Genomic DNA, 22,244 nt, shown 5'->3' with positions numbered 1-22,244 from the left:
CGGCGCTGATGACGCCCATGCGTCAGGTGGTTCGGAGCTGTGCAGCCGGGTTTATTCGGATATGCGGATACGTCGGCGAGCCCCCGGAGCCGACCGTCACGTGCGTCGGCGAGAGATCCCGCCGATGACGTGCAGCCGGGAGCCGGGTTCGGCGTGGGCCTCAGGTTCGGCGGCCATCCACCTGCCCTCAAGCCCGTAGGGCAGCACCGCAGTTCGCGATGGCCCCGGAGTTTTTACGGCAACCGTACATGGATTGTTTACCATAGAGTTTCATGAAACCTCTAGTGAAACCCATGGGTTTGCAGGAGCCCGCAGCGACCGTGAAACCGCCGCGTACGCTGGTCAACGGTGACGCGAACTACGCCTGAAGGAGGCACGGGTGGACGACAAGCAGACCGACTCGGTAGTCCAACGGCGCCACTTGGGCAAGGCACTCAAGCGAATGCGGGAGACGTGCGAGCTCACGCTCAGCGACGTGGACGCCGCCGGTGTCAACAAGAGCCGTCTCAGCCGCATCGAGAACGGCAAGCTCGCCGCAACGCAAGACGATCTGCACCGTCTGATGGAGCTCTACAGCGCCGCCCGCGACGGGGGAACCGACCCAACAGCCATAGCCCACGCCGCACAAGCCCGGGAATGGTGGCGTCCCTACCAACTGGACCGCGTATACGTCGAGTTCATCGCCTTCGAGGACGAAGCCGCGGAAGAGTTCACCTACCACCCGACCGTCGTGCCCGGACTGCTCCAGACCTTCGCGTACGCCCGGGCCGTCGGACTCGGCAACAGCTCCCCATCAGCCGTGGAGAAAGCGGAAGCCGCCGCAAAGGTACGCGTCCTGCGTCAGCGCGTCCTCACGCGCGAAGGCCCGCTGCGTTCGATCAACTACATCACCGAGACCGCCCTGCGCCTCAACGTCGGTGGCGACGACGTCATGCGCGAACAGTTGGAGCACCTACTGGAAGCGGCCGAGCTCCCCACTGTCGAGGTGCGTGTTCTTCCATTCGCCGCCGGCGAGGTCGCCGCGCACGGCAGTGGCGCAACGCTCTTGACGTTCGACGACGAGGATTCCAGCAGCGTCGTCTTCCTCTCCACCATGCTCGGTGAGATCATGCGCGACAGGGCCAAAGACGTCACCGAAGTAGAGCGGCAGCTACGCAAACTCCGAGGCGTGGCGCTGCCGACATCCGAGTCCCTCGCGCTGATCAGAAGCATCCTCAAGGAACGGGCGACATAGTGGACCGCAAGGAAGACCTCTACGCGATCGATCTCAGCACCGCGACGTGGGTCGTCTCCAGCGCGTCGAACAACGGGAGCAGCTGCGTCGAATGGACCTCCCTCCCGGATGGCGGCATAGCCATCCGCGACAGCCGCAACCCCGACCGCGGCCACCTGTGCTTCGACGCGGACGAAGTTGCTGCATTCGGACTCGCGGTCGCCCGAGGCGAATTCGCGTAACCTCAACAACGACGCGTCCACCAAAGCCACACGGGTCCGTCGAAGCAAGGCACCACACAGACCGGCCAGGTCGTGCTTTTAGATTGGGTGTGCGCACTCGCCGACGACGTCCTGGACGGGTAGTCGGCCGGGATACGACTGATCGTGCGAAAGGAACGCCCCACCCCGGCACTCCAGTTGCGGTTCAACAACGCGAACGGCATGCGCCTGACGACTCAGCGCGGCATACGCCGACCGCTTCACCCCATCCTTGCTCTTGCCGATGTCGGCGAGGGTCGTCGGCTTGCCGTAGGTGCCGGTGTACTTGTAGGCGGCGGCGTCGCAGCGGTAGCCGTTGGCGCCTGCTTGGAAGTCGGCGGGTTTCCAGCCGTCGGGGGTCGCCTGCATGGCGTTGAAGCACGTCACGCGGCGGTCTTTGTCGGACAGGTCGACGGGGGCCTGGAGGCCGCCGCCGGTCCAGGACGTCTCCTTCATGGCCGCGTCGTACGCGCACTTGCGGGTGAGGTCGTCGCCGCAGCCGGCCGCGGACTCGGTGAAGAGCAGCCAGGCGGAGAACGCCTTGACCGCGTCATGCGAATGCTGCGCGAACACGACGAAGGCATCTTCGCAGCGCACGGGAGTTGGCCGTCGCGGCCGAATTGCGCTCTTGTGCTCTGGACATCCGCCGCTTTTCCTGCCTTCTCGTGCTTCCAGGGTGTGAAAAGTCCAATAGCGCAAGGAACTTGCTGGCCAAGTACGCGGTGTCGTGGGCAGGATGATCCTTGCGTGTTCCGGAGCGCTTTCGGACTGCCTCGGTAACGCGCGAACGGGGAACGGGGGCAAGGCTCGTGGTACCGCTGCGCAATCAATTGGTTGGCCGGTATGCCGCTCGCGCCGCACCGTGGCCGCTGTGCCGCCGCGGCGCGGGTGCATGGACGTGCCCGTGAAGCGCCGGCCCGGCTGTGGGTGCCTGCTCGCCGCGCCGTTCGGCGTGCTGACGGTGGGTCTTGTGGTGATCGCCGCGATCGCCGGCGGGTTGAGCGGATCGTCCGGCGAGACCAAGACCCAGGTCGCGACGGTGGGTTCCTTCGTTTCGGACGCCGTGCCGGCCGAGTACCGGGACTGGGTCTCCAAGGCCGGGCAGGTCTGCGCGGAGGTCCCTGCGCAGCTCCTCGCCGCGCAGTTTGCGCAGGAGTCGGGGTGGGACCCGGATGTCGTCAGCCCGGCAGGGGCGCAGGGCATCGCGCAGTTCATGCCGGAGACGTGGGTGAGCTGGGCGCGGGACGCTGACGGGGACGGCACCACTTCCCCGCTCGACGCACCTGACGCGATCATGGCGGGCGCGGCCTATGACTGCGCGCTCGCGGCGATGGTGCGCGGGTACGTCGAGAAGGGCCAGGCGAGCGGGGACATCCAGGATCTGATGCTGGCGGCGTACAACGCCGGCCCTGGTGCGGTGCTCAAGTACGGGGGTGTCCCGCCGTACGTGGAGACGCAGAACTATGTCCAGATCATCCGTAGTTCCATGGCGAAGTTCCAGAAGTTGACGCCGGTGTTCGGCTCGGCCTTCGGTGAGGCCGTCGTCGCGGCGGCGAGACAGTGGCTGGACACGCCGTATTCGTGGGGCGGCGGTACCGCGACCGGGCCGTCGCGCGGCATCCAGCAGGGCGCGAACATCAACGGGTTCGACTGCTCGGGCCTGGTCCTGTACGCGGTGTACCAGGCCTCTGCGGGCGCGGTGACGCTGCCGCACCTATCGCAGCTGCAGTCCACGATGGGGCAGCCGGTCGACCAATCCCAGATGCTGCCGGGCGACATCATCGGCCTGGACCCGCACCGCGACGGCGACTACAGCCACATCGGCATCTACGTCGGCAATAACGAGGTGCTGCACGCGCCGAGGACCGGCGACGTGGTCAAGATCTCGCCGTTGACGGATTCGTACTGGGCGAACGGTACCTGGGCTGTGCGGAGGTTCGGATGAGCGCACCGGGCCGGATGCGGCCGACACATAGCAGTGGGTCGGGGGTCGGGGGCGTCCTGGCGTTCGTCGTCCTGCTGGCCGTGGCCGGGCTGCTGGGCTGGTGGGGACTGAGCTCGTATTCCGGCTCGAACTCTCGTTCCGAGACGGCGTCTTCGTCGATGCCGTCGCCACCACCGTCGGCGGCGGTTTCCGGGCCGGTGTCCGGCGGGCCGACGGCGTCGGCTGCCGGGAGCCCGCCGCCCGCGACGGCCCCGGCAACGCTTCCGCCCGCGCAGCCGATCCCCCGGGGCAGCGGGGCGCCCGGGGTGCCGCTGCCCCGGGTGGACCAGGTCGACGGCGCGGACCCGACGGCGGTGTCCCAGGCGGCGCTGACGACCTGGTTCACGGCGGACACGGTCGTCGATACGTCGATGCAGGACGCGGTGGTGCGGGCGGTGCCGTGGCTGACCCCGGAGTATGCGCGCGACCAGACGTCGTACACGCCGCTCGCCGGCTCGCGGGCGCAGTGGACGGAGTGGACCCGGCACCGGGCGTACACGGTCGTGGCCCTGGTCGTGGCGAGTGAGGCCGGCGCCCCGCCGGACGCCGGCGGTGAGGCGTACCGGAAGTGGCTGGTGACGGTGACGCCGCACGGCCGGGACGGCTGGGTCGGGCCGCCGCAGGTGTCGCCAGCCTTCGTGCGGCTGGTGCGGGCCTCGGTCTCAGACCCGTGGCGGGTGGCTGAAGTGCTGGTGACACGGTGAGTGGAGGTGGCCGCAATGGCGGCTGAAGTGGTCACGGTGGAGCTGTCGTGGGACGGCGCGAGCGTGAACGGCGCGGCGGTCGACCTGCCCGGTGGCGGCGGGGTGGACGCGTATCGCGCGTCCGCGATGGAGCGGGTGCGGATCACCGCGGAGGTGACGCGGCGGCCGGTGACGGTGCGGGTCACCGAACCGGACGGCTCCTCGCACGAGGCAGTCGTCGCTCCGGACGGCACGGTGACACCTGTGTCCGCCAGCGCCCCCCTCAGCGCGGCCGTCCCCCCACGCACGCCGGAGGCGCCTGCCCCGCCGGTCCCGGCCGCGGCGGCGCCCGGCGCGCCCCTTTCGGTTGCCGCACCGGCGCCGACCGCGCCGCAACCGCAACTGCCGCGGCCTGACTGGCTCCAACAGCGGCCCGCTCCCCCTGCGGCGCCTCCTGTGGCGCGTGCGGACCGTCCGGGCGGACCTTCGCTGCCCCCGCCGCGGCCGGATGAACTGCCGGTCACGGAGCTGCCTCCGCCGCGGCCTGTGGTTGCTGCGGCGGCCGAGCCGGAGAGGGTGACCACGACGCGCCTGGCGCCGGATGCGTGGAGTGTGCAGCGCAAGCGGCGCGTGAACCTGTCCGTGATCGCGACCGGGCGCGGCCCGTTCGTGGTCCTGGCCCTGATGCTGGCGCTGGTCGCGGCGACGCTGGTGGGCGCGGCCCTTCTCGGGGGCGGGAGCGCGGGCGCCGACGGCGCCCCCGCGACTGCGGCGCCGACGGCGATGCCGGGTGCGCCGGCCGGCAAACCGTTGCCGGTCGCGGCTCCTCCGGGCTGGTCGCGTGCCGCGGCCTGGTCCCTGCCGGTGACCGCGCCTGCCCCGAGGGTCCCCACCGTGGCGGCGGACGGGAGCACTGCGGCAGCGATCACTGCGGACCGGCAGCTTGCGCTGCTCGACCCCGCGACCGGGCAGGTGCGCCGGATGGTGCCCCTGCCGGCGGGCGACCTGGGCGGGCTCCGGCTTGGCCGGGTGGATGGGCGTGCGGCCGCGCTGGTGCAGGTGGGGTCGCAGCTGGTGTACGCGCCGGTGGACGGGACGGCGGACGTCACGGTGCTGGTCCTGCCTGATGGGGCGTCGGTGTCGGTGGCGGGCGACTCCCCCTTGGTCTCGGCGCCGAGCGGTGCGTCGGTGATCTCGGGGGGCAAGCTGCTGCCGCTGCAATTGCCGCCTGGGGCGGGGGCCATGGCGGTCGACGGGCAAACGGTGCTGGCCGCTGCCTCGTCGGGGACGTGGTGGCGGATCCCGCTCGGGCAGGCGCCGATCGAGATGGCCCCGTCTCCGCCGCGGCCGGGCGCCGCGGTGGCCCGGGTCGCCGGTGCGGGGCACGGGCGGGTCGCGGTGGTGTGGACCGGTCCATCCGACGGGGTGGGGACAGTGGCCTTGTATGACGCGTCGACCGGTGAGGCGCTGTGGACGGTCGACGCGCCCGCGGAAGCGTTGAAGTCACCGGCGTGGGTGTGGGCGGCGGACGGCAAGGTGGCCGCGATCGGGCCGATCGTGTTCAACCTGGGTGCACGAACGGCAACCCTGCGTGAGGGGTTGGTGCCCGTCATCGCGTTCGGCGGCCGCGTCTACGGCACGGTCAACGGCGCGTCGGCGGTCATCGACCCGAGTGATCCGGCCGCGTCGACTACTGCGCTGCCTGCGGGCACTCCGCTGCCGTGGGGTGCGCCGACCGGGCGTCTGCTGATGACCGTCGCGTCGGACGCGTCCGGCGCTGTGGACCTGTTCGCGTTGACGCCGGACACCGGTGCTGGCGCCGCGACTTGAGAGGAGAGCCTGGGTGACCTCGGTATCCGGGCCTGCGACCGCTGCGGGGTCGCCGTCCCCATCTCCGAACCTGTGGGAAGTCTCCGCGCCGCCGCCCAAGGTCGGCGCATCGATGCCTACTGCCTTCCACTGATCGGACCGCGCGGCGGCGGCTGAGGCCGCCGTTGCGGCACAAGGAGGTATGCGCTCATGCAACACGCAGCCGGACAGGGCGACATCAACACGATCATCGGCGGTATCGAGCCCGGCTGGGGCCCGTTCGGCGATCTGGGTGCGCAGGGCAAGGTGATCGTTCAGGTGGTGATGGCCGCCGCCATCCTCATCTGCCTCGCCATGGCTGTCTGGGGTGCCGCCCGCCAGCGGATCGGCGCCACAACAACGCGCGACAGTATGAGCGCCGAGGAAGGCAAGGGCCTGATCATCGCCGGATTGACCGGGGTGTTCATCATCGGTTCGCTCGGCACCTTGTTCACCATCGTCTACGGCATGGCGATCTGAGATGACGGACCGCGGACGGACGCAGTGCGCCGGAAACCGGGCCCGGCGTTTCCTCGCAGCGGCTGCGGTCGCCCTGCTGGGTCTCGGAATGGCCGCGCAGCCCGCGGCGGCTGAGCAGACCCCGGTGCCGGTGTGGACGGGCGACGAGGGGAGCCTGCAAGAGAAGGGCCTCGAATGGTGCCGGACGGAGAGGCCACAGGACGCGAGCTGCGTTCAACGTCTGCGCGAGGCCGAGCACACTCGGAGCACCTGGGAGTGCGATAACGCGTGGTGGCGGGCTCTGTCGCCGTGGGATTTGGAGGGGGCGAAGGGCTGCTTCTTCGGGCCTTTGGATCCGACGGTGCGTGCAGCCGGACCGGCCGGGTGCGCGGCGTTGGCCCATGCCAACCGCCGCCACGGCTGTGAGTACTTTTGGAGCGTCGCGCAAGCGAACCAGGAAGTCTTTGTATCCGGAAAGGGATGGGTGCTCGACTCAGCGCTGCCCTACGGCCTGTGGAACTCGTTCGAAAGCCTGCCCGCTCCGGACGCCAACGCCGGTGCGCCGGAGGTGAACGTCCCGGACCCCGTGACGCCGCAACAGCCGGCACAACCCGCCCCTCAGCAAGCGGCTCCACCGGGGCCGGGGAACATCCCGGCGAACCTCGCGGGCGGGATCAAGCCGAACTGGGGCCCGTTCGGGCAACTGGGCCAGGAGGGGCGCCAGTTGGTGCAGGCGGTGATGGCCGCCGCGATTCTGATCTGCCTGGGGCTGGCCGTCTGGGGTGCTGCGACTCAGCGGATCGGTGCTACCGCGCTGCGCGACAGCGCGAGCGCGGAGCAGGGCAAGGGCCTGATCGTCGCCGGATTGACCGGGGTGTTCATCATCGGCTCGTGCGGCACCTTGTTCACCATTGTCTACGGGCTGGCGGTGTGACTGTGCCTGCCGCCGCTGACCGCCGCCTGCCGCGTGTGCTGCTGGTCGTGCTCGTCACGTTCATTGCCGTTTTCGCGTGGACGCCGTCTGCGTCCGCGGTTCCGGTTCCCGCGGAGACATTCGGCCCGAGTGAGCCGCTACCGACGAAGGTCGCCGAGTGGTGCAACCGGGACGACCGGGAGAACCCCCAGACCGCGCAGGACTGCATGAACCGCGCCCGGTCCAGCCCCCGAGTCCTGATCATCGCGTGCTCAGACCTCGCTGGCCTCGCCACCACGTACTGGGAGACGGAGGCCGCAACCGGTTGCTACACGCCGCTGCTGGTCCCGGGCTGGGGCGAGGGCCCCATCAACTGCTCCGCGCTCAGCCATCCTCAGAAAAACGCAGGCTGTTTGTGGCTGGCGAATGATCTCAGCAAGGCGTTTTGCACGCTGCGCGTGGGGACGAAGTGGATGGTTGATGCCGAGCAGCCCGGAGGCTGCAGCGGCGTACCGGCCGGCTTCGTGTTCGTTCCCGACCCGCAACCGCCGGCCGCCGCACCGCAGGCCCCGGCGCCGCAGACTCCCGCGCCGAACCCTGCGCCGACCTCGCCGCCACCGTCGCCGGCTCCCGCGCCAACGGATGAAAAGAGCGAAGAGGAGAAAGCACTAGAAAAGAAGATCGATGAGGTGTGCGGGCCCATTATGGGTCCGAAGGGCCCCTGTGAGTCGGCCGTACGCGACGGCTTCCCCGGCGAGGACACGTTGAAGTTCGCCAAGGACCCGCTGGGCTCGATCGCCAAGTCGGCGTTCGTATCCTCCGTGTGGCTGATCGGGAACGTCTCCGTCGCGATCAACACGAAGCCCGATCTCAGTGTGCAGGGCTTCGTGGACCAGTACGCGATCACGTTCGCCGCGGCGATGTTCCTCACGCTGTTCTTCTGGCTCGCGGCGGTGATCAAGCGCGTGGTTCGCGGGGCGCCGTTCTTCACCGCGATCGGCGAGGCTGTCGGCTACCTGTGGCTCGCGATATTCGCGTCGGCCTTCACGCCCGCGGTGCTCTACCAGCTGGTCGGGCTCATCGACGGCGGCCAAGGAATCGTCCAGGCTTTGCTGTTCAAGCCGGAGGAGGCCCTCGACGCGTTCCAAGTCAGTTTCCTGAACGGCGCCGACGCGCCCGGCGCGGGCCCCATCATGCTGATCGTCTTCTCCGTCCTGGCGATCATCGCGGCGTTGCTGCTGTGGGTGGAGCTCCTGATCCGGTCGGCGATGCTGTTCGTGGGCGCGGTCCTGGCGCCGGTGGTCTACTCGGGGCTGGTGGACCGCGCCCTGTGGCCCCAGGTGCGGCGCTGGGTCGGCGTGATGGGGGCGATCCTGCTCAGCAAGCCCATCATGGTGATCATCCTCGGCCTGGCCTACCGGGTCGGCGCGACCAACACGGGCGATCCGGTGACGTCGGCGATCAGCAGCATCACCATCATGTATCTGGCGGTCTTCGCCAGCGTGATGGTGTACCGGTTCCTGCCTGGGTTCGGTGACGATCTCGCTGCCCTGTACTACGCCCGCCGTCAGGGGTCCTACCAGGCACGGCAGACGTTCGGCGGGCTCGGCGGCGGGCGCAGCCCGGCCTCGACGATGCGTGCCGGGATCGGGACCCACGCGGAGCGGGCTTCGCGGCCGACGTCGACAACGACGACGATCACAGAGCGGCGGCTGCCGGAGGGAAGTGCCGGCGTGACTTCGGGCATCGCGTCGCACGGCTCGGGACGCACGGGGTCGCCGCCTCCGGCCCCGGGGCCGGCTCTGCCTCCGCCTCCGAACCCGCCGCCCCTGCCGCCGCCACGGCGTGTTCCGCCGTCACGGCGAATTCCCCCGCCACCGCAGTCGGCCAGGCGGCCCTCGGATCCGGACAGCGGATCCCCGTAGATGACGACCGCACGACGCACGGAGAGGGGTTCGGTGGACGACCGCACCAACCAGCGCCCACACGGGGGTTCGCCGCCGCGGCGGCGCGTTCTGCTCTGGATGGCTTCGGTGGTGGTCGCGACTGTCGTGGCGACCGGCATCGTGCTGGACGTGAACGGAAGCGACGAAGACTCCGACGAGCGGGGGCAGTCTGCGTCGCCGTCCGCCGCGCCAGCGCCCGGGTCGGGGACGGGGCTGCCCGTCGTGGGAGGGTTCGACGCCCGGAGCGGCTGGCGGACCCCGGTCGACCCCGACACGCGAGCAAGCGGGGACCCGGGTTTCCCCCAGGTCGCGTTCGCGCCCCGGTCCCAGGCCGTGGTGTACCTGGACAAGGACGGGGCGGTGCGCGCGGTGCGTCCCGGCGACGGCCGTGAACTGTGGGCGTGGGCCCCGTCGGGGCTATCGGACTATACGTTTAACGCGGCGGTCGCTGTGGTGGACACGTCCGGCGGCGACTACGCGGTGGTGTTGTCGAGGCAAGAGTCGGTGTCGGTCACGGACGGCTCCCGGAAAGTGCTGACCTTCGTCGACGTGGCCCCCGTCGCGCGTCCGGAGGGTTCCACACCCCTCACGCGCCGTTTCGCGCTCGGTGACGTCGACTGGACGATGGTCGCCACGCCGGACGGAGTGATGCTCGGCCGTACCGGAAGGTACGGGGGACTGTCCCCGGCGGTGTTGATCAACCCGGCGACCGGGGTGCAGACGCCGGTGGAGCCGCGGAGCACCGCCTGCTCGCAAGGAACATGCGAGGCGTCGACGGTGCTGCCAACAGCACGCGGTGTGCTGACGGCGTGGCAGCAGTCGTCGGGGTGCGACCAGTACGGTTACGGGACCGGGCCGACGTGCGCGTCGGGGTGGGAGGTCGGCACCTCCTGGTCGAGCGCATCGGTCGCTCCGTACGGACTGCCCGTCGGGGTTCCGCTGGGGGTCACGTCCCAGTACCTCGTTGCCGCGTGGCAGGCCTCCACCCTGCATCTCACCGATTATCCGAGGGTCGACAACACCCAGAACACCGTCTTCGCGGTCCACGACCTGGCCACCGGCGCGGTCGTCGCGCAGATCACCTGCCGGTCGCCGGAAGGCATGCCGATGTCTCCCGGGTCGGCGCAGCCGTCCACGAGGACGTCCCCGTCCGGGAGGTACTTGGTGTCGGGTCAGACGGTGTTCGACCTGCAGACCCGCACCGGCAGGTGCCTGACCGGGGACGGGACGACACGGCGCGGCATCGACGTGTGGTCCGTCGACGACCACGGCATCGTCTACGGGACCATCCGGCGAGACCGCATCCCCTACGGTGCGCTGCCGGTGCTCCTCCCCGAGGACGCACGCGGCCCCGAACAGACAGCCCGGTTCGACCTGGCCCGGGACCAGGTCGAACTGCTGCCCGCGGGAACGCTGGTTCCCCTGGCGCTGGCAGCCGACGGCTCGGGAGTATTCCGCACGGGATCGGAACTCGGCACCTACCCGAAAGCCCCGGAGTAACCGGGCCTGCCGGCACGCCAATCCATCACCGCCTGCGTGCGGTTGCCGCGTGCCTGACCGACCCGCGTATTTTGCAGAGAGGCAGAAATGACGAAAGAGGCTCCTCACGAAGAGGAACTGACAGCACGGGTCGCCGAGTTGGAGCGGTTATACGCCGAGGTGCGTCGTCTCAGCGGCTCGGTGGCGGCGTTGAACACCCGGCACGAGGCGCGGGTCCGCCCCTGGGCGTGGGCGTCGATGACGCCAGCCGAGGCACGAAAGTGCTGGTCCGAACTTCTCAGCTGGATGCGGCAGGTGCTCGCCGTCCGCTTTCCCGCCCAGTTCCGCGTGCTCCGGCCCTGCTGGTACCGGCATCCCGACGTCGTCGAGGGGTTGGGTGCGCTCTATGTCGCCTGGGTGGCGGCGTACGCTGGGCCGGACGCTTCGCCGGCGCGTGCCCTGGAGTGGTTGCACCGATGGCTTCCAGGAACGGTGCAGGAGGTCACGGCGGCACTGCGGCAATGTGACCCGCAGCATCTGCGGCTCGGCGACGGCATGCCGCCGTACCAAGATCAGACCGTCGCGTTGTGGGTCGCCGAGAACTACCCCGACGTTGCGGGATGACGGCGTCACAGCTCCGGTTCGTCGTATCTCTGGGCTCCAAGGTCGCGCTCGACTTGGGGAAGGCCCCGGTCGATGCCGAGGGGGAGGTCTGGTTCCAGATCGGGGGCGTCGGCCTCGCGGGCGAGTGCATCGACCGCTTCGTGGGCCTGGTGGAGGGAGGCAACGAGGCTTTCGTCGAAGCGCACCGGAAGCGGGGGCGTTGGAGGGGGTAGCAGGGGTGCGGCAAGGTTCCGAATGGCTGCGAGTTCCCCCTGCCATGCAGCGCCCATCTGGGGTGCCAGGGCTTCGAGCTCGGCGTGCTGTTGCTCGAACCCACGAACTTCGTTCGGTTCCCAGGGTCGGGTACGAGCGTCTTCGAGGGCGTCTCGGGTGCCGGGAGCGTGCTGCCATTCTCCGTCGTCGTCGATCTCGTTGTAGTAGAGCTGCTGTGCATCCCGGCTGACGACGGCGACCCGGTCAACCAAATGGTCGCGGTCGATCGCGTCGCTCGCTCGTAGGGCGCCTTGATAGCACGCATCGTGGATTGCGGGGTCGATCATGCGGCCATGGCCGAATTCTCGGACCTGTCGGCCGTAGCGGTCGAGTGCACCCTGGCGGCTGAGCGCGGCAGGTACGCCGAGGATGACGGCCTCAACGTGGTAACCGGCTTCTTGGAAGCGGCGAGCGGGTTCCTCAAAGTCGCGTGGCTCGCGCATGGCGCTCTCCATGACGACGTCGTAGCGCTGGTCGATGGCGTACGCCTCGGCCTTTTCCATCCACTTGTGCCCGTCAATGCTCGTGTACGCGCCGACGGTGGCGTCGTCCTGCTCCGCCAACTCGTGGTAACGGGTATGAAAGGGCTTGTAGGTGTCGAGGTTGATGTTCACTGCCTCACCGCGGCGGGCCATGGCTGTTTCGACGAGCGAAGTGATAGCGGTCTTGCCCGCTCCGGTCTGCCCGCACACGAAGACCACAGTTGGGCGGTCCTGGGGTGTGCCTTGGAGATGGCGGTCGACGATTTCTTCCCGGAAGACACGTTCGTTTTCTGCCTCGGGGAGGACGTACCGTGTCCGATCGACGTCCGTCACGCGCTGCGCGCCTCATCGAGGATCTGCTTGCAGGCAGCCGTGACCGCTTGGACGCGTGCCGGATCTGCTGGGGTGAGTGTCCGGCGCACTTGCGCCCAGTGATCGAGTTGTCCCCGCCACTTGATCACCGCTTGCGCGTCCGGCGACGTCTTGCGCTGCTCCTTGTCCACGAGCCCCGTATAGAGCGCCGTGACGTGGTTGATGCCCTCGATCGCTACCTCGTAGGCGAGGCCTTCCGTTGGCGTCCACGTCGCTGGGCCCAGTCCGCCCACGATCGAATGACTGTTCTCGGTTCCCATGTCGCCCCCGTTCGCAGTTCGCTGCGGTCATACAGACACGAATAATTGTCGCAGGGTGCCGGTTGGCAGTAGGGCTCATTTGAGCTGACCCGAGTTTCGGCCCGGCCCGAGAACGGCCGCTACCATCCATACAGTTGGATTTTGAGCTGTCGCAGCTACGTTGCACCGTGGGGCAGGGATAGGAGCCCGGGGCACAACGCAAGTGCGCCCTGGATGCCTTTCGGGCCTACAGGGCGCGGTGCCGCCGTTCGGTGTTCGGGTAACCAGCCCGCGAAGCGGCGGGTGTCTCAACCCAAGATGTCAAGGACAGCTGTCAGTCTATGGCTCCGTGATTCTCAGGTGCGGGGGGCGAGCTGGGAGATGCGCTGGTGCGATAGACGCAGCACCTGCCCGGCGTCACGGGTTGACCACTCCTGATCAACGAGTACGCGGGCGGCGTGGCGGGTTTTGTCGCGAACGGCTTGTTCGGCGAGGACCAGGGCCCGGCGGGCTTCGGCGAGATCCTTGATGGCTTGCGCGGCCTGCGGGTCGGCGGGGGCGATGTGGACGCCGTAGACCGGCGGGGCGTCGGATCCGAGGAGTTCCGCGACGCAGGTGGAGGTGTTGTCTTGTGCCTCACGCCAAGTGGTGCCTTGGGCTTGTGCCGCACAGCCGTTGGGGAGTCCGGCGACGGTGACGTTCCACATCTTGCCGACGCGGGTGGCGGTGCCGAGGTAGGTGGGGACCGGCTCGTGGTCTGGGTTGTCCCAGTCGGGGTCAAGGTCAGGTTTTGCGAGAACAGATTCGAAGTCCACGAAGGCTCCCGTCGTTCAGTGGATGCGCTGTCTGACGGAGACGCTAAACTCCGGGATCGGCACGTGTCTAGTCGGTTAGCCAATTATTGGCTATCCGACTAGACGAGCTGCCGGTGGCGGCTTCCCTCCACGTCGCAGCGATGCTCATGGCACACCGCCACGGCTACGGTACGGTGCGCGTGGGTCTGCGCGGAGCTGAGCCCCCTCGTCGACGCCGCGGCGCTGCAGGTGCACGAATATGAGGGGACGCGGTGGAGCGCCCGCGCGAAAGATCGGCCCTCGTCGAGGCGGCCCTCAGAGTCGAACTGGGGCAGCGCTGACATCCGCTCTGCGCTGCACCGGTCGTCACATCTCCAGCTCGGGGCCCTCGTGCTCCGGCCCCTCGTGCATGAGGTGGGGCGGCAGTACTTCCTGCGCGAGCGCGTCGATGGTGTCGAGTTCGGCGTGCCACGCCTGTCCCATCTCCTGCTCGATCCGCTTCTCGGGCGTGCGCAGGGCCTGCTGCGTCTGCACGAAGTCCGTGGCCTCAACCGGTGGCAGCTCGCGGGCGCGCTCGCGTTCCACGGCACCGCGGGCGTCGGGCTGCTCCTGTTGCCATTCGCCGTCGGGCCCGCGGGTGATCTCGTAGACCGGGTTGATCAGGTCGCTGCGGCGGACAACGTCAATGCGGTCGGCGAGGCCCCGGGCTTGGATGAGTTGGACGGCCTCCGGCACACAACGGTACGAACGCTCAGCTTTGACGGGGTCGGTGAGGCGGCCCTGCCCCGAGTCTCGGACCTGCTCGTTGTAGCGGTTGTAGATGCCTTGCCGCGACTGCGCTTCGTGCGCGGCCAAGACGCGGACGTGTACGCCGAATCCGGCGTCCTTGAACGCTCGCAGGTTCTCGGCCTCAAACTCCGGTGATCCAGCGGTGGAGTGGCGCAGGGCGTCGACCTTGTGCTCGCGAACGTAGTCGAGGACTTGCTCCATCCACGCCTGGCCGTCCGGTCCGATCGCGCGCGCCATCTCCCGGTCGTCCAGACGCATGATCTCGTCATAGTCCGGGTGGTACGGCTTGAAGAGGTCGCTGTCCAGCTCGGCGTACGGGCCGGGCAGCGTACGCCCGAAGTGGGTTGCGAGCATGGTCTTGCCGGCGCCTTGTTGGGCCATACACACCAGCAGCTGCGGGTGCTCGGGGCGAGGCAGAGGGTCGAGCAGGTCGGGGGCTATGCCGTTGAGGAAGATCTGTCGGTTCCTCGCGGGCGGCAGGCGGTAGTCCTTCACCCACGGTCCTTGGTCGCCGCACGGATACTCTCTGCCTCGTCGGCGTACTGCGCCCGGGCCGCCGCTACCGCCGCAGTGTCGTCCGGGTCCAGGGCCTGCCGTTCACGGGCGATCTCGGCGCGGCGCCGTCGAGCACGTGTAATCACCTCGTCGTCCGGCATCGGCGAGCACTCCTCGGCCTCGATCTGCGCGCTCAACGCCCCGACCACCCGGCTCCCCGCCTCGACGGCGGCCTCGAAATTGGCGAGCCGGGCGCTGAAGCCCGGCGTGCTGTCGGTCATGTACACCTCCCCGTGTGCGGTCAGCGTAGGACGTGGAGTGATCCCCTCGGATGAAGTTTCCATTTTCCGCCAACCCGTTGTGATCAACCCCGGCCTTAGGGACCAACAGGACTTCATGCGGCCCCGCATTCCAGTCGTCACATCTCCAGCTCGGGGCCCTCGTGCTCCGGCCCCTCGTGCATGAGGTGGGGCGGCAGTACTTCCTGCGCGAGCGCGTCGATGGTGTCGAGTTCGGCGTGCCACGCCTGTCCCATCTCCTGCTCGATCCGCTTCTCGGGCGTGCGCAGGGCCTGCTGCGTCTGCACGAAGTCCGTGGCCTCAACCGGTGGCAGCTCGCGGGCGCGCTCGCGTTCCACGGCACCGCGGGCGTCGGGCTGCTCCTGTTGCCATTCGCCGTCGGGCCCGCGGGTGATCTCGTAGACCGGGTTGATCAGGTCGCTGCGGCGGACAACGTCGATCCGGTCGGCGAGGCCCCGCGTCTGGGCGAGTTCGACGGTATCCACGACGCCGCGGTACGACTCGTCGCGCCTGACCGGGTCGCTGAGACGGCCATGGCCGCTGTCCCGGACCTGCTCGTTGTAGCGGTTGACCACGCCTTGCCGTGACTGGGCCTCGTGCGCCGCCAGAACCCGGACGTGAATGCCGAAACCGGCGTCCTGAAAGCTCTGCAGGTTCCGCGCCTCGAACTCCGGAGAGCCCGCGATCGCGTGGTACAGGGCGTCGACCTTGTGCTCGCGGACGTAGTCGAGCACTTGGTCCATCCACGCCCGGCCGTCCGGTCCGATCGCGCGCGCCATCTCCCGGTCGTCCAGACGCATGATCTCGTCATAGTCCGGGTGGTACGGCTTGAAGAGGTCGCTGTCCAGCTCGGCGTACGGGCCGGGCAGCGTACGCCCGAACTCGGTCGCGAGCATGGTCTTGCCAGCACCCGGCTGGGCCATGCACACCAGCAGTTGCGGATGCTCCCGGCGAGGCAGAGGGTCGAGCAGTTCGCGGGCAATATCGTTGCGGAAGATCTGCCCGTTCCGCTCGGGCGACAGGTGGTAGTTCTTCACCAACGGTCCTTGGTTGCCGCGCGGACCATGTCCGCCTCGGCGGCGTACCGCGTCCGGGCCTCCGCTATCGCGGCGGTGTCGCTCGGATCCAGGGCCTGCCGTTCAAGGGCGATCTCGGCGCGGCGCCGTCGAGCACGTGTAATCACCTCGTCGTCCGGCATCGGCGAGCACTCCTCGGCCTCGATCTGCGCGCTTAACGCCCCGACCACCTGGTTAGTCACCTCGACGGCTGCCTCGTAGTTGGCGAGCCGGGCAGCAAAGCCCGGCGTGCTGTCGGTCATCTGCACCTCCGTGTGCGATCAGCGTAGGACATGGAGTAATCGTGCCGGAAGGAAGTTGTCATTTCCCGCCAACTCGTTGTGACCAGTCCTTGCCGACACGCCTCGCGCCTACCTCCAGGACCTCGAGGAGATCGAGTTGCGGCACGAAGATGCCTGGGGTGGTATCGGGCAGAGGTTGTCGAGAAGTGGCAGCCCTCGAACTGAACCAGGCGCTCGACGTGTGAGCCCGCCCGCTGGCCGCTTGGCACGGTGTCGGCTACGGGACCGCGCGTGGCGCTGCTCGGCCATGAGCCGCATGTCGTTGAGGCGGCGCTCCACGTTCACGAGCACGAGGGAGCCGTTGGGCCACGCAGGGGCGCAAAGTCGCGCTCGTCGAGGTGGTCTCACAGCTCGGCAAGATAACTCCGCATAGCCCGGGCAACGACCGTGACACTTCGAGTACGTGAAGGCGGCAGAGCGCATCGCCCGGCCTCGCGTCGGCCCCGGTTGGGCGCCCTCGGTTCGGTGTGGGCGCAGAAATCGTTCTGGCCCCCTGTATGACGTGCATCACTCAGGATCTTGCCGGTTGTTCATCGTTGAGCGCCCTTTGGTTGCAGTTCGTATCGGGACGGCGCACCTGCGGCTGCAGCAACGTTCCTGGTACTTGAATGTCGACTACTCCGCGTCACGCACTGGCCGGGTGTCCTGCGCGACATGGGCGGGCTGCGTAGGCGGCACCCGCACGTACGCGGGGGGGGGCGAGGTGGGACCTTATGGAGGCACAGCCCCCCATGGAGGGATTTCCGGTGCCACCAACACGAGCGTCAACAGAGGCAGGGGACGGCGTACGGTGATCCGACGATCACCCGGCATCCCGAAAGCACAAGACCCCGACCCGATGACTTGGGACCGCCGGGCAGAGGCGCCGGAACCTGAGGAGTGATCTCATGTCCCATCACCAGCGCAGGGCGCGGCGCCGAAACCTCGCGCCGCTTCGATCCGACCGCCGCCCGCACGATCCTTGCGGCGTCGCTCCGGACCGCGCGTTCGGCCTGGGGGCGCCTGCGGGCTGGGCCCTCGCCGCCACCGGCGGCGTCAGCGCGGCGGACCTCATGCAACAGCCAGGCGTCGTGTCCCTTGCGGCCTTGGCAGCCGGGGCCGGCGCAGGCCTGCTGTACGTCACGTCCCGGGGTGGCATGGGCGCCCCGCGAACCGGCTTCGCGAGCAAGCAGGAGATCGCCACCTTGGGCGCCAAGGCTCTGGTCAGGCGCCGTGCAACGCTTCGCCCGTCCCTAGCCTCGGTCGCAGGCCGCGACATCAGCCCTATGGGACTGGGGTGGCGCCTGGGACTGTCGCGCCCGTACCGCGTGCCGATCTACAGCTCGTGCGAGGACGCGACCCTCGTCATCGGCCCGCCCCGGCAGGGCAAGTCCGGGCTGCTCGGCAACGCGGTGGCGGAGGCGCCCGGCGCGGTGCTGTGCACGTCGACCAAGGCGGACCTGCTGCACCTGACCGGCGACTGGCGCGGGCGTCGGGGCCGCGTGTGGGTGTTCAGCGCCGCCGCGCCAGAGGATAATCCGCCGCAGAACGCCTCCCTCCCACCCCTGCACGCGTTCACCTGGTCACCGGTCGCGGGCTGTCGGGATCCTCAAGTCGCGATGCGTCGCGCCGGCTACCTGCTGAGCGGCTCGGGCGGGGCGGCCGGCACCGAGAACCGCGCATTCTGGGAGGAGGCCGCATACAAGGCGCTGAAGTCGATGCTGCTCGTGGCCGACCTGGCGGGTCTGGGCATGGCCGAGGTCGCCACCTGGGCGCGCAACCCGCAGGACAAGACGCCGTTGACACTAGTCGAGCGGCTGAAGAGCGAAGGCGCGTCGATCCCGGCAGGCTGGGAGCACGACCTCGCGCAGGTCATGAACGGTCCGGACAAAACGCGTGATTCGGTCTACATGACGTTGTCGATGTCGCTCGCGTTCATGGCCTCCCCACGGGCCGCCGCACTCACCCTGGGCGGCGACGACGCGTTCGACATCGACGCGTTCCTGGCCGGCGGCGCGGACACCCTGTACATGATCGGCGAGGACACTGAGTACGGCGGGATCGGCCCGCTGTTCTCGGCGCTGGCGGGGGAGGTTTTCGAGGCCGCGAAGGCACTGGCCGCGCGTATGCCCTCGGGCCGCTTGGACCCGCCGCTGACCATGGTCATCGACGAGGCCGCGCTGATCTGCCCCATCCCGCTGCCGAGGTGGAGCTCGGACTCCGGCGGCCGGGGCGTGACACTGCACGTCGCGGTCCAGAGCCCTGCTCAGATGTACGCAACCTGGGGCAAGTACGAGGGCCAGACCATCTGGAGCAACTGCACCAAGATCGTCATGGGCGGCATCGGCGTGGTCGAGCACCTGGAGGACATCAGCAAGCTCTGCGGAGAGCAGGTCGAGATCCGCCGCTCTCGGTCCGAGGGCCAGAACGGCGCGTCCACTTCGGAGGCAGAGAGCCGTGTCCCGGTCATGACGCCGACCGACATCCGCACGATCCCGCGCGGCCAGGCGCTGCTCCTGCATCGCAGTCTGCGGCCGGTGATGTTCGGCTACACGAACATCTGGGACCACCCCGGGATCGCGAAGTGGCGCCGTGACGAGGCCAGACATGCCAAGCAGGCGGAGCGGCGTACACGGCGCAAATCACGGCGGGCGGAGCGTCGCGGCGCGTCCGCTCCACTGGCTCCCGTCGCCCCGCCGACCGGCCCAGCGGTGCCAGGGCAGGTTGCCGCCGCGCCTCTGGGCACCGATCCCGCGCCGGTGGTGCCGCCCCGGCCGGAGCACCTCCCGCCCGTTGCGGCCCCGCCGGTGCGTATCACCAGCGCGCCACCCAACTGGCCGATGCCGGTTACCGTGCTCCGGCCGACCGATCACGCGGCGGACGGCGAGGATGCGAACCGAGGTGCCGGATGACGACGTCGGGCATGGACAAGGCCATCGTGGCTCTGGCGTTGACCTGCGGAAAACCGAGACTCGCCTCTCCGAAGCGATCACCGAGGCCGTCGGAGCGATCGAGGGCAAGCTCGCGGCGCCGGCGGAGGGGCTGAGCATCTCCTCGGCGTCGAGGCCCTGCTCAGCGGTGTACCGGGCCAAGCGCAGAGCTGCCATAACGACTCACTCGCGGCCAGGCGCCGGTACTCCTCGATGCCGAGGGCGTCCGCCAGGACCCGGCCACAGCGTGCGGCGCCTGCGTCGACGAGTTCGGACCAGATCGGCGCGACGCGGCCCATGTGGTCCGCCGTTTCGAGTTCCGGCCGCAAACGCCTGGGCCGATTGCTCATATTCGGTGCGGGCGAGGATCCCCGCGACACCGGCAGTCCGCGTCGCCACGCCGGTGGACGAAACCTTGGTAGGGGGCGGCGGTTTCGGGGTGGGCGGCGAGTTCCACGCATTCCAGTGGCGTCGTGGCTCACCGCCGCGCTGCGGCGCGGCAGAGATTTTCCCAGTGGGTTTGCGCGGCTTTTCCGGCGTTTGGGTCGGAGCCGGGGACGTGTGTGCGGAGGTCGACGATTTCGGGGCCTATGGTGAGGGCCTCGGGCGTGGGCCCGAGGTGCTGCCACAGCGCCGCGGCAGCGTCGGAGGCGCGGACGGCGCCGGGCGAGTGGGCGCCGGAGGTGACAGCGTGCCACTGAGCGAGGCGGAGGTACATCATCGTGGCATCGGCGGCGTTGCCCGACCCGGCAGTGGTGTGTGCCTGAACCTCGCGGGCTTGCAGGGTATGCGGGTGGTCGGGGCCATACTGCTCCTCCAGGCCGGAGGCGAGGACGTCTGCGAGGTTCGCGGCGTGCGCCACTTCGCCATCGGCGAGGGCCTTCTCGACGGCCTCCAAGAGGTCGGCTGCTTCAGTCGGTGGGCCGTTTTCGGCGGCGTGCTCGGGGACCGCAGGGTCGGAGGCGGGAACGTTCTGACGTTCGGGCCCATAGGCCGGGATGGCTGGTTCGGGCGCTGCAGCCGGGCTCGGCGCTGTAGGGGTGGGTGCGGTGAGTCTCTGCAGGCGCGTGCGCGCGGCGTCAAGGGCGAGGCGCGGGCTGAGAATATCGCGGCGCAGGTCCACGATAGTCCGCCCAATCCGAGCGGTCTGTGCGCTGCCGTCTGGCATGCGGTCCCACATGGCGTGGGCGTTGTCGGCGGCCTTGGCTGCACCTGGATGGTCGGCGCGGCGGTGGCGGCGACGGGCGACATCGGCGTACAGGGTAGCTGCCTCGGCGTAGCGGCCAGCTTCGGCTAGAAGGAAGCCGTACACATCGCGCGCGTTGAGGGTATGGGGGTGATCGGGACCGTGCTCGCGGGCGATGCTCCCGATGAGCACAGTCGCGGTGGTCAGGGCCTCCTCGACCTGCCCGGCCTGGGCAAGGCTTCGAATCTGCTCGACAGCGGCGAGCGCCTCAGTCGGTGCTTGCGACGCCTGCTCCGGCGCCGGAGCAGGCGTCGCAAGCGCCGGGCTTACTGTCACAACTGGGACGGGTGGTGTGGGCGTTGGCTGTGACCCGGCTGGTGTGGCAAAGCGAGCGAGGCGCTCCCGGACGGCGGCGGCGGTGGTCGGCTCTCCTGGCAGAGCGGCTTGCAGGGTCGCGATATCGCCGGCGAGGCGCCGGGCGCTGTCGTCGTCAAGGGTCTGCCACAGGGCGTAGGCGGCTTCGGCAGCTGCTGGCCCGCGGTGAGGTTCGGCGCGGCCGCGAATCTTGAGGTAGCGGTGCGCAAGCTTGGTGTAGAGGGGGACGGCGGCGGCCGGGCGGTCGGCGAGCGCGGTCAGCCAGGCGAGGAGGTCGAGCGCTCGAAGCGCCTCGACGTCGAGGGGGCCGCAGTCTTCGTCAAGGGCAACGGATATGCCGAGGGCGATCGGGATAGCTTGCTCGGGGTGCCCGTCCTCCACGATCTCCTCGATGGTGGCGCGCCGGTCGTCGTAGGGGCTAGGGGCGGGGGGCGGTTCCGCTTCAGCCAAGGGATCAGTGTGCAGCGCGTCCCGGGTGGTGAGGTCGGTCGGGAGGAGGGGAAGCGCGCTGGGTCCGGCGAGGGTGACCGGTTCGCCGGCGGGCGGGATGCTGTCCGGAACGCCGGGCATGCCGTTGATCAGCGGCAGCGTCGTGCCGGGGGCGGGCACCCATTCGAGGGCTCCGGGCAGGGCAGCGCAGGCGGTGATGTCGTGGTGGATGTGCGCGGGGTCGACGTGGAGCGGTTGGCGGGCGAACCCCCTGCGCAGGGCGATCACGAGGGTTCGGGTCCAGGAGGCGACGGGCGCATCTCCGCTGGGTGGTGGGTTGACGACGCCCCACAGCGGCAGGTCGACACTCAGACGGGTGCGGTCGTCGACCAGGGCGCGGCCGGTCTCGGGTTCGGCGGTCAGGTCGGCGATGACGAGGGTGTTGGGGCCTTTGCGGGGGCGCAAGGTGTCCGCGATCCAGGACCAGGGCAGGCCGTCGTACCGGACGGCGGCCGCGGTGGTTTCGCGGAGGGCGAGGTGGAGTTCTCCGCGCTTGTCGGGGACCAAGTGGCCGGTGATGTAGATGAGGACGGGGCCGCGGGTGCGGGCGGCGCGTTCGAGGTAGCCGCGGACGGACTGCGGGGCGCTGCCGACGGGCAGGTGGACGACGTCGGCGAGGGCATCCGGCAGGAGATCGGCGGGGGAGACGCCGACCCACGCGGTGAGCGCGCCGCCGGTCGACGCAAGGCGGTGGCCGCGGCGGTATGTGGGCTGCTGCCCTGCGATCATCAGGACCAGACCGCGGCCGTCGGCCTTCGCGGTATCCGGCTCAATCATCATGTGGATCCCCCGTGCGG

At 69.4% G+C, this 22,244-nt stretch carries 20 protein-coding genes; 11 read left to right on the top strand and 9 right to left on the bottom strand.

Annotated features, from left to right (window positions below; translation table 11 throughout):
* Nucleotides 1-379: 379 nt before the first annotated feature.
* Together LO772_RS16390 and LO772_RS16385 are read left to right on the top strand one after the other, a co-directional pair.
* Nucleotides 380-1,234 (top strand): helix-turn-helix domain-containing protein, encoded by an 855-nt coding sequence (locus LO772_RS16390; RefSeq protein ID WP_231779143.1) that lies wholly within the window; start codon nucleotides 380-382, stop codon nucleotides 1,232-1,234.
* On the top strand, nucleotides 1,234-1,455 hold the full coding sequence (locus LO772_RS16385; RefSeq protein ID WP_331717337.1) for a DUF397 domain-containing protein: 222 nt from the start codon (nucleotides 1,234-1,236) through the stop codon (nucleotides 1,453-1,455). Before LO772_RS16390 ends, LO772_RS16385 begins: the two co-directional genes overlap by 1 nt.
* A gap of 78 nt (nucleotides 1,456-1,533) precedes the next feature.
* Here LO772_RS16385 and LO772_RS16380 read toward each other — a convergent pair whose 3' ends face one another.
* Nucleotides 1,534-2,046, bottom strand: coding sequence for a hypothetical protein (locus tag LO772_RS16380; RefSeq protein ID WP_231779142.1), 513 nt, complete (start codon nucleotides 2,044-2,046; stop codon nucleotides 1,534-1,536).
* 319 nt (nucleotides 2,047-2,365) lie between these two features.
* Between LO772_RS16380 and LO772_RS16375 the strand changes: the two genes are divergently transcribed.
* From LO772_RS16375 to LO772_RS16340, 8 genes are all read left to right on the top strand, one after another.
* On the top strand, nucleotides 2,366-3,418 hold the full coding sequence (locus LO772_RS16375; protein WP_231779141.1) for a C40 family peptidase: 1,053 nt from the start codon (nucleotides 2,366-2,368) through the stop codon (nucleotides 3,416-3,418).
* A complete protein-coding gene (locus tag LO772_RS16370; protein WP_231779140.1) occupies nucleotides 3,415-4,161 on the top strand; it encodes a hypothetical protein in 747 nt (248 codons plus the stop codon). Before LO772_RS16375 ends, LO772_RS16370 begins: the two co-directional genes overlap by 4 nt.
* 555 nt (nucleotides 4,162-4,716) lie before the next feature.
* Nucleotides 4,717-5,970, top strand: a complete 1,254-nt coding sequence (locus LO772_RS16365) for a hypothetical protein (protein ID WP_231779139.1) — start codon at nucleotides 4,717-4,719, stop codon at nucleotides 5,968-5,970.
* Between the two features lie 189 nt (nucleotides 5,971-6,159).
* Entirely contained in the window at nucleotides 6,160-6,468 is a 309-nt protein-coding gene (locus LO772_RS16360; RefSeq protein ID WP_231779138.1) for a hypothetical protein, read from the top strand.
* A 628-nt stretch (nucleotides 6,469-7,096) separates the two neighbouring features.
* Nucleotides 7,097-7,381 (top strand): hypothetical protein, encoded by a 285-nt coding sequence (locus LO772_RS16355; protein WP_231779587.1) that lies wholly within the window; start codon nucleotides 7,097-7,099, stop codon nucleotides 7,379-7,381.
* 35 nt (nucleotides 7,382-7,416) lie between these two features.
* The gene (locus LO772_RS16350) at nucleotides 7,417-9,285 is read left to right on the top strand and encodes a hypothetical protein (RefSeq protein ID WP_231779137.1); all 1,869 of its coding nucleotides are present in this window, start codon (nucleotides 7,417-7,419) and stop codon (nucleotides 9,283-9,285) included.
* Between the two features lie 33 nt (nucleotides 9,286-9,318).
* The gene (locus LO772_RS16345; protein ID WP_231779136.1) at nucleotides 9,319-10,806 is read left to right on the top strand and encodes a hypothetical protein; all 1,488 of its coding nucleotides are present in this window, start codon (nucleotides 9,319-9,321) and stop codon (nucleotides 10,804-10,806) included.
* 87 nt (nucleotides 10,807-10,893) lie between these two features.
* A complete protein-coding gene (locus tag LO772_RS16340) occupies nucleotides 10,894-11,409 on the top strand; it encodes a hypothetical protein (RefSeq protein ID WP_231779135.1) in 516 nt (171 codons plus the stop codon).
* Nucleotides 11,410-11,414: 5 nt separating this feature from the next.
* On the opposite strand, the gene LO772_RS16335 is transcribed toward LO772_RS16340, so the two are convergent.
* The 7 genes from LO772_RS16335 to LO772_RS16305 all read right to left on the bottom strand — a co-directional run bounded on the left by LO772_RS16335 (nucleotide 11,415) and on the right by LO772_RS16305 (nucleotide 16,449).
* Nucleotides 11,415-12,476, bottom strand: coding sequence for a zeta toxin family protein (locus LO772_RS16335; protein WP_231779134.1), 1,062 nt, complete (start codon nucleotides 12,474-12,476; stop codon nucleotides 11,415-11,417).
* On the bottom strand, nucleotides 12,473-12,775 hold the full coding sequence (locus LO772_RS16330) for a hypothetical protein (protein WP_231779133.1): 303 nt from the start codon (nucleotides 12,773-12,775) through the stop codon (nucleotides 12,473-12,475). Before LO772_RS16330 ends, LO772_RS16335 begins: the two co-directional genes overlap by 4 nt.
* Before the next feature lie 335 nt (nucleotides 12,776-13,110).
* The gene (locus tag LO772_RS16325) at nucleotides 13,111-13,569 is read right to left on the bottom strand and encodes a hypothetical protein (protein ID WP_231779132.1); all 459 of its coding nucleotides are present in this window, start codon (nucleotides 13,567-13,569) and stop codon (nucleotides 13,111-13,113) included.
* A gap of 345 nt (nucleotides 13,570-13,914) precedes the next feature.
* Entirely contained in the window at nucleotides 13,915-14,832 is a 918-nt protein-coding gene (locus LO772_RS16320; protein WP_231779131.1) for a zeta toxin family protein, read from the bottom strand.
* Entirely contained in the window at nucleotides 14,829-15,113 is a 285-nt protein-coding gene (locus LO772_RS16315) for a hypothetical protein (protein WP_231779130.1), read from the bottom strand. Before LO772_RS16315 ends, LO772_RS16320 begins: the two co-directional genes overlap by 4 nt.
* Nucleotides 15,114-15,250: 137 nt before the next feature.
* Entirely contained in the window at nucleotides 15,251-16,168 is a 918-nt protein-coding gene (locus LO772_RS16310) for a zeta toxin family protein (protein WP_231779129.1), read from the bottom strand.
* Nucleotides 16,165-16,449 carry a hypothetical protein gene (locus LO772_RS16305; RefSeq protein WP_231779128.1) on the bottom strand — a complete coding sequence of 95 codons (285 nt, stop codon included), beginning with the start codon at nucleotides 16,447-16,449 and terminating at the stop codon, nucleotides 16,165-16,167. The genes LO772_RS16310 and LO772_RS16305 overlap by 4 nt, the downstream gene beginning before the upstream one ends.
* 926 nt (nucleotides 16,450-17,375) lie before the next feature.
* On the opposite strand from LO772_RS16305, the gene LO772_RS16300 reads away from it, so the two are divergent.
* Nucleotides 17,376-19,379, top strand: a complete 2,004-nt coding sequence (locus LO772_RS16300; RefSeq protein WP_231779127.1) for a type IV secretory system conjugative DNA transfer family protein — start codon at nucleotides 17,376-17,378, stop codon at nucleotides 19,377-19,379.
* A 496-nt stretch (nucleotides 19,380-19,875) separates the two neighbouring features.
* On the opposite strand, the gene LO772_RS16295 is transcribed toward LO772_RS16300, so the two are convergent.
* Nucleotides 19,876-22,227, bottom strand: a complete 2,352-nt coding sequence (locus LO772_RS16295) for a tetratricopeptide repeat protein (RefSeq protein WP_231779126.1) — start codon at nucleotides 22,225-22,227, stop codon at nucleotides 19,876-19,878.
* Nucleotides 22,228-22,244 lie beyond the last annotated feature (17 nt).

Origin of the sequence: Yinghuangia sp. ASG 101 (assembly GCF_021165735.1) — a bacterium.
GTDB lineage: Bacteria > Actinomycetota > Actinomycetes > Streptomycetales > Streptomycetaceae > Yinghuangia.
Note: the sequence above shows the minus strand (reverse complement) of the source record. Positions and strands in the feature narration are given on the sequence as shown.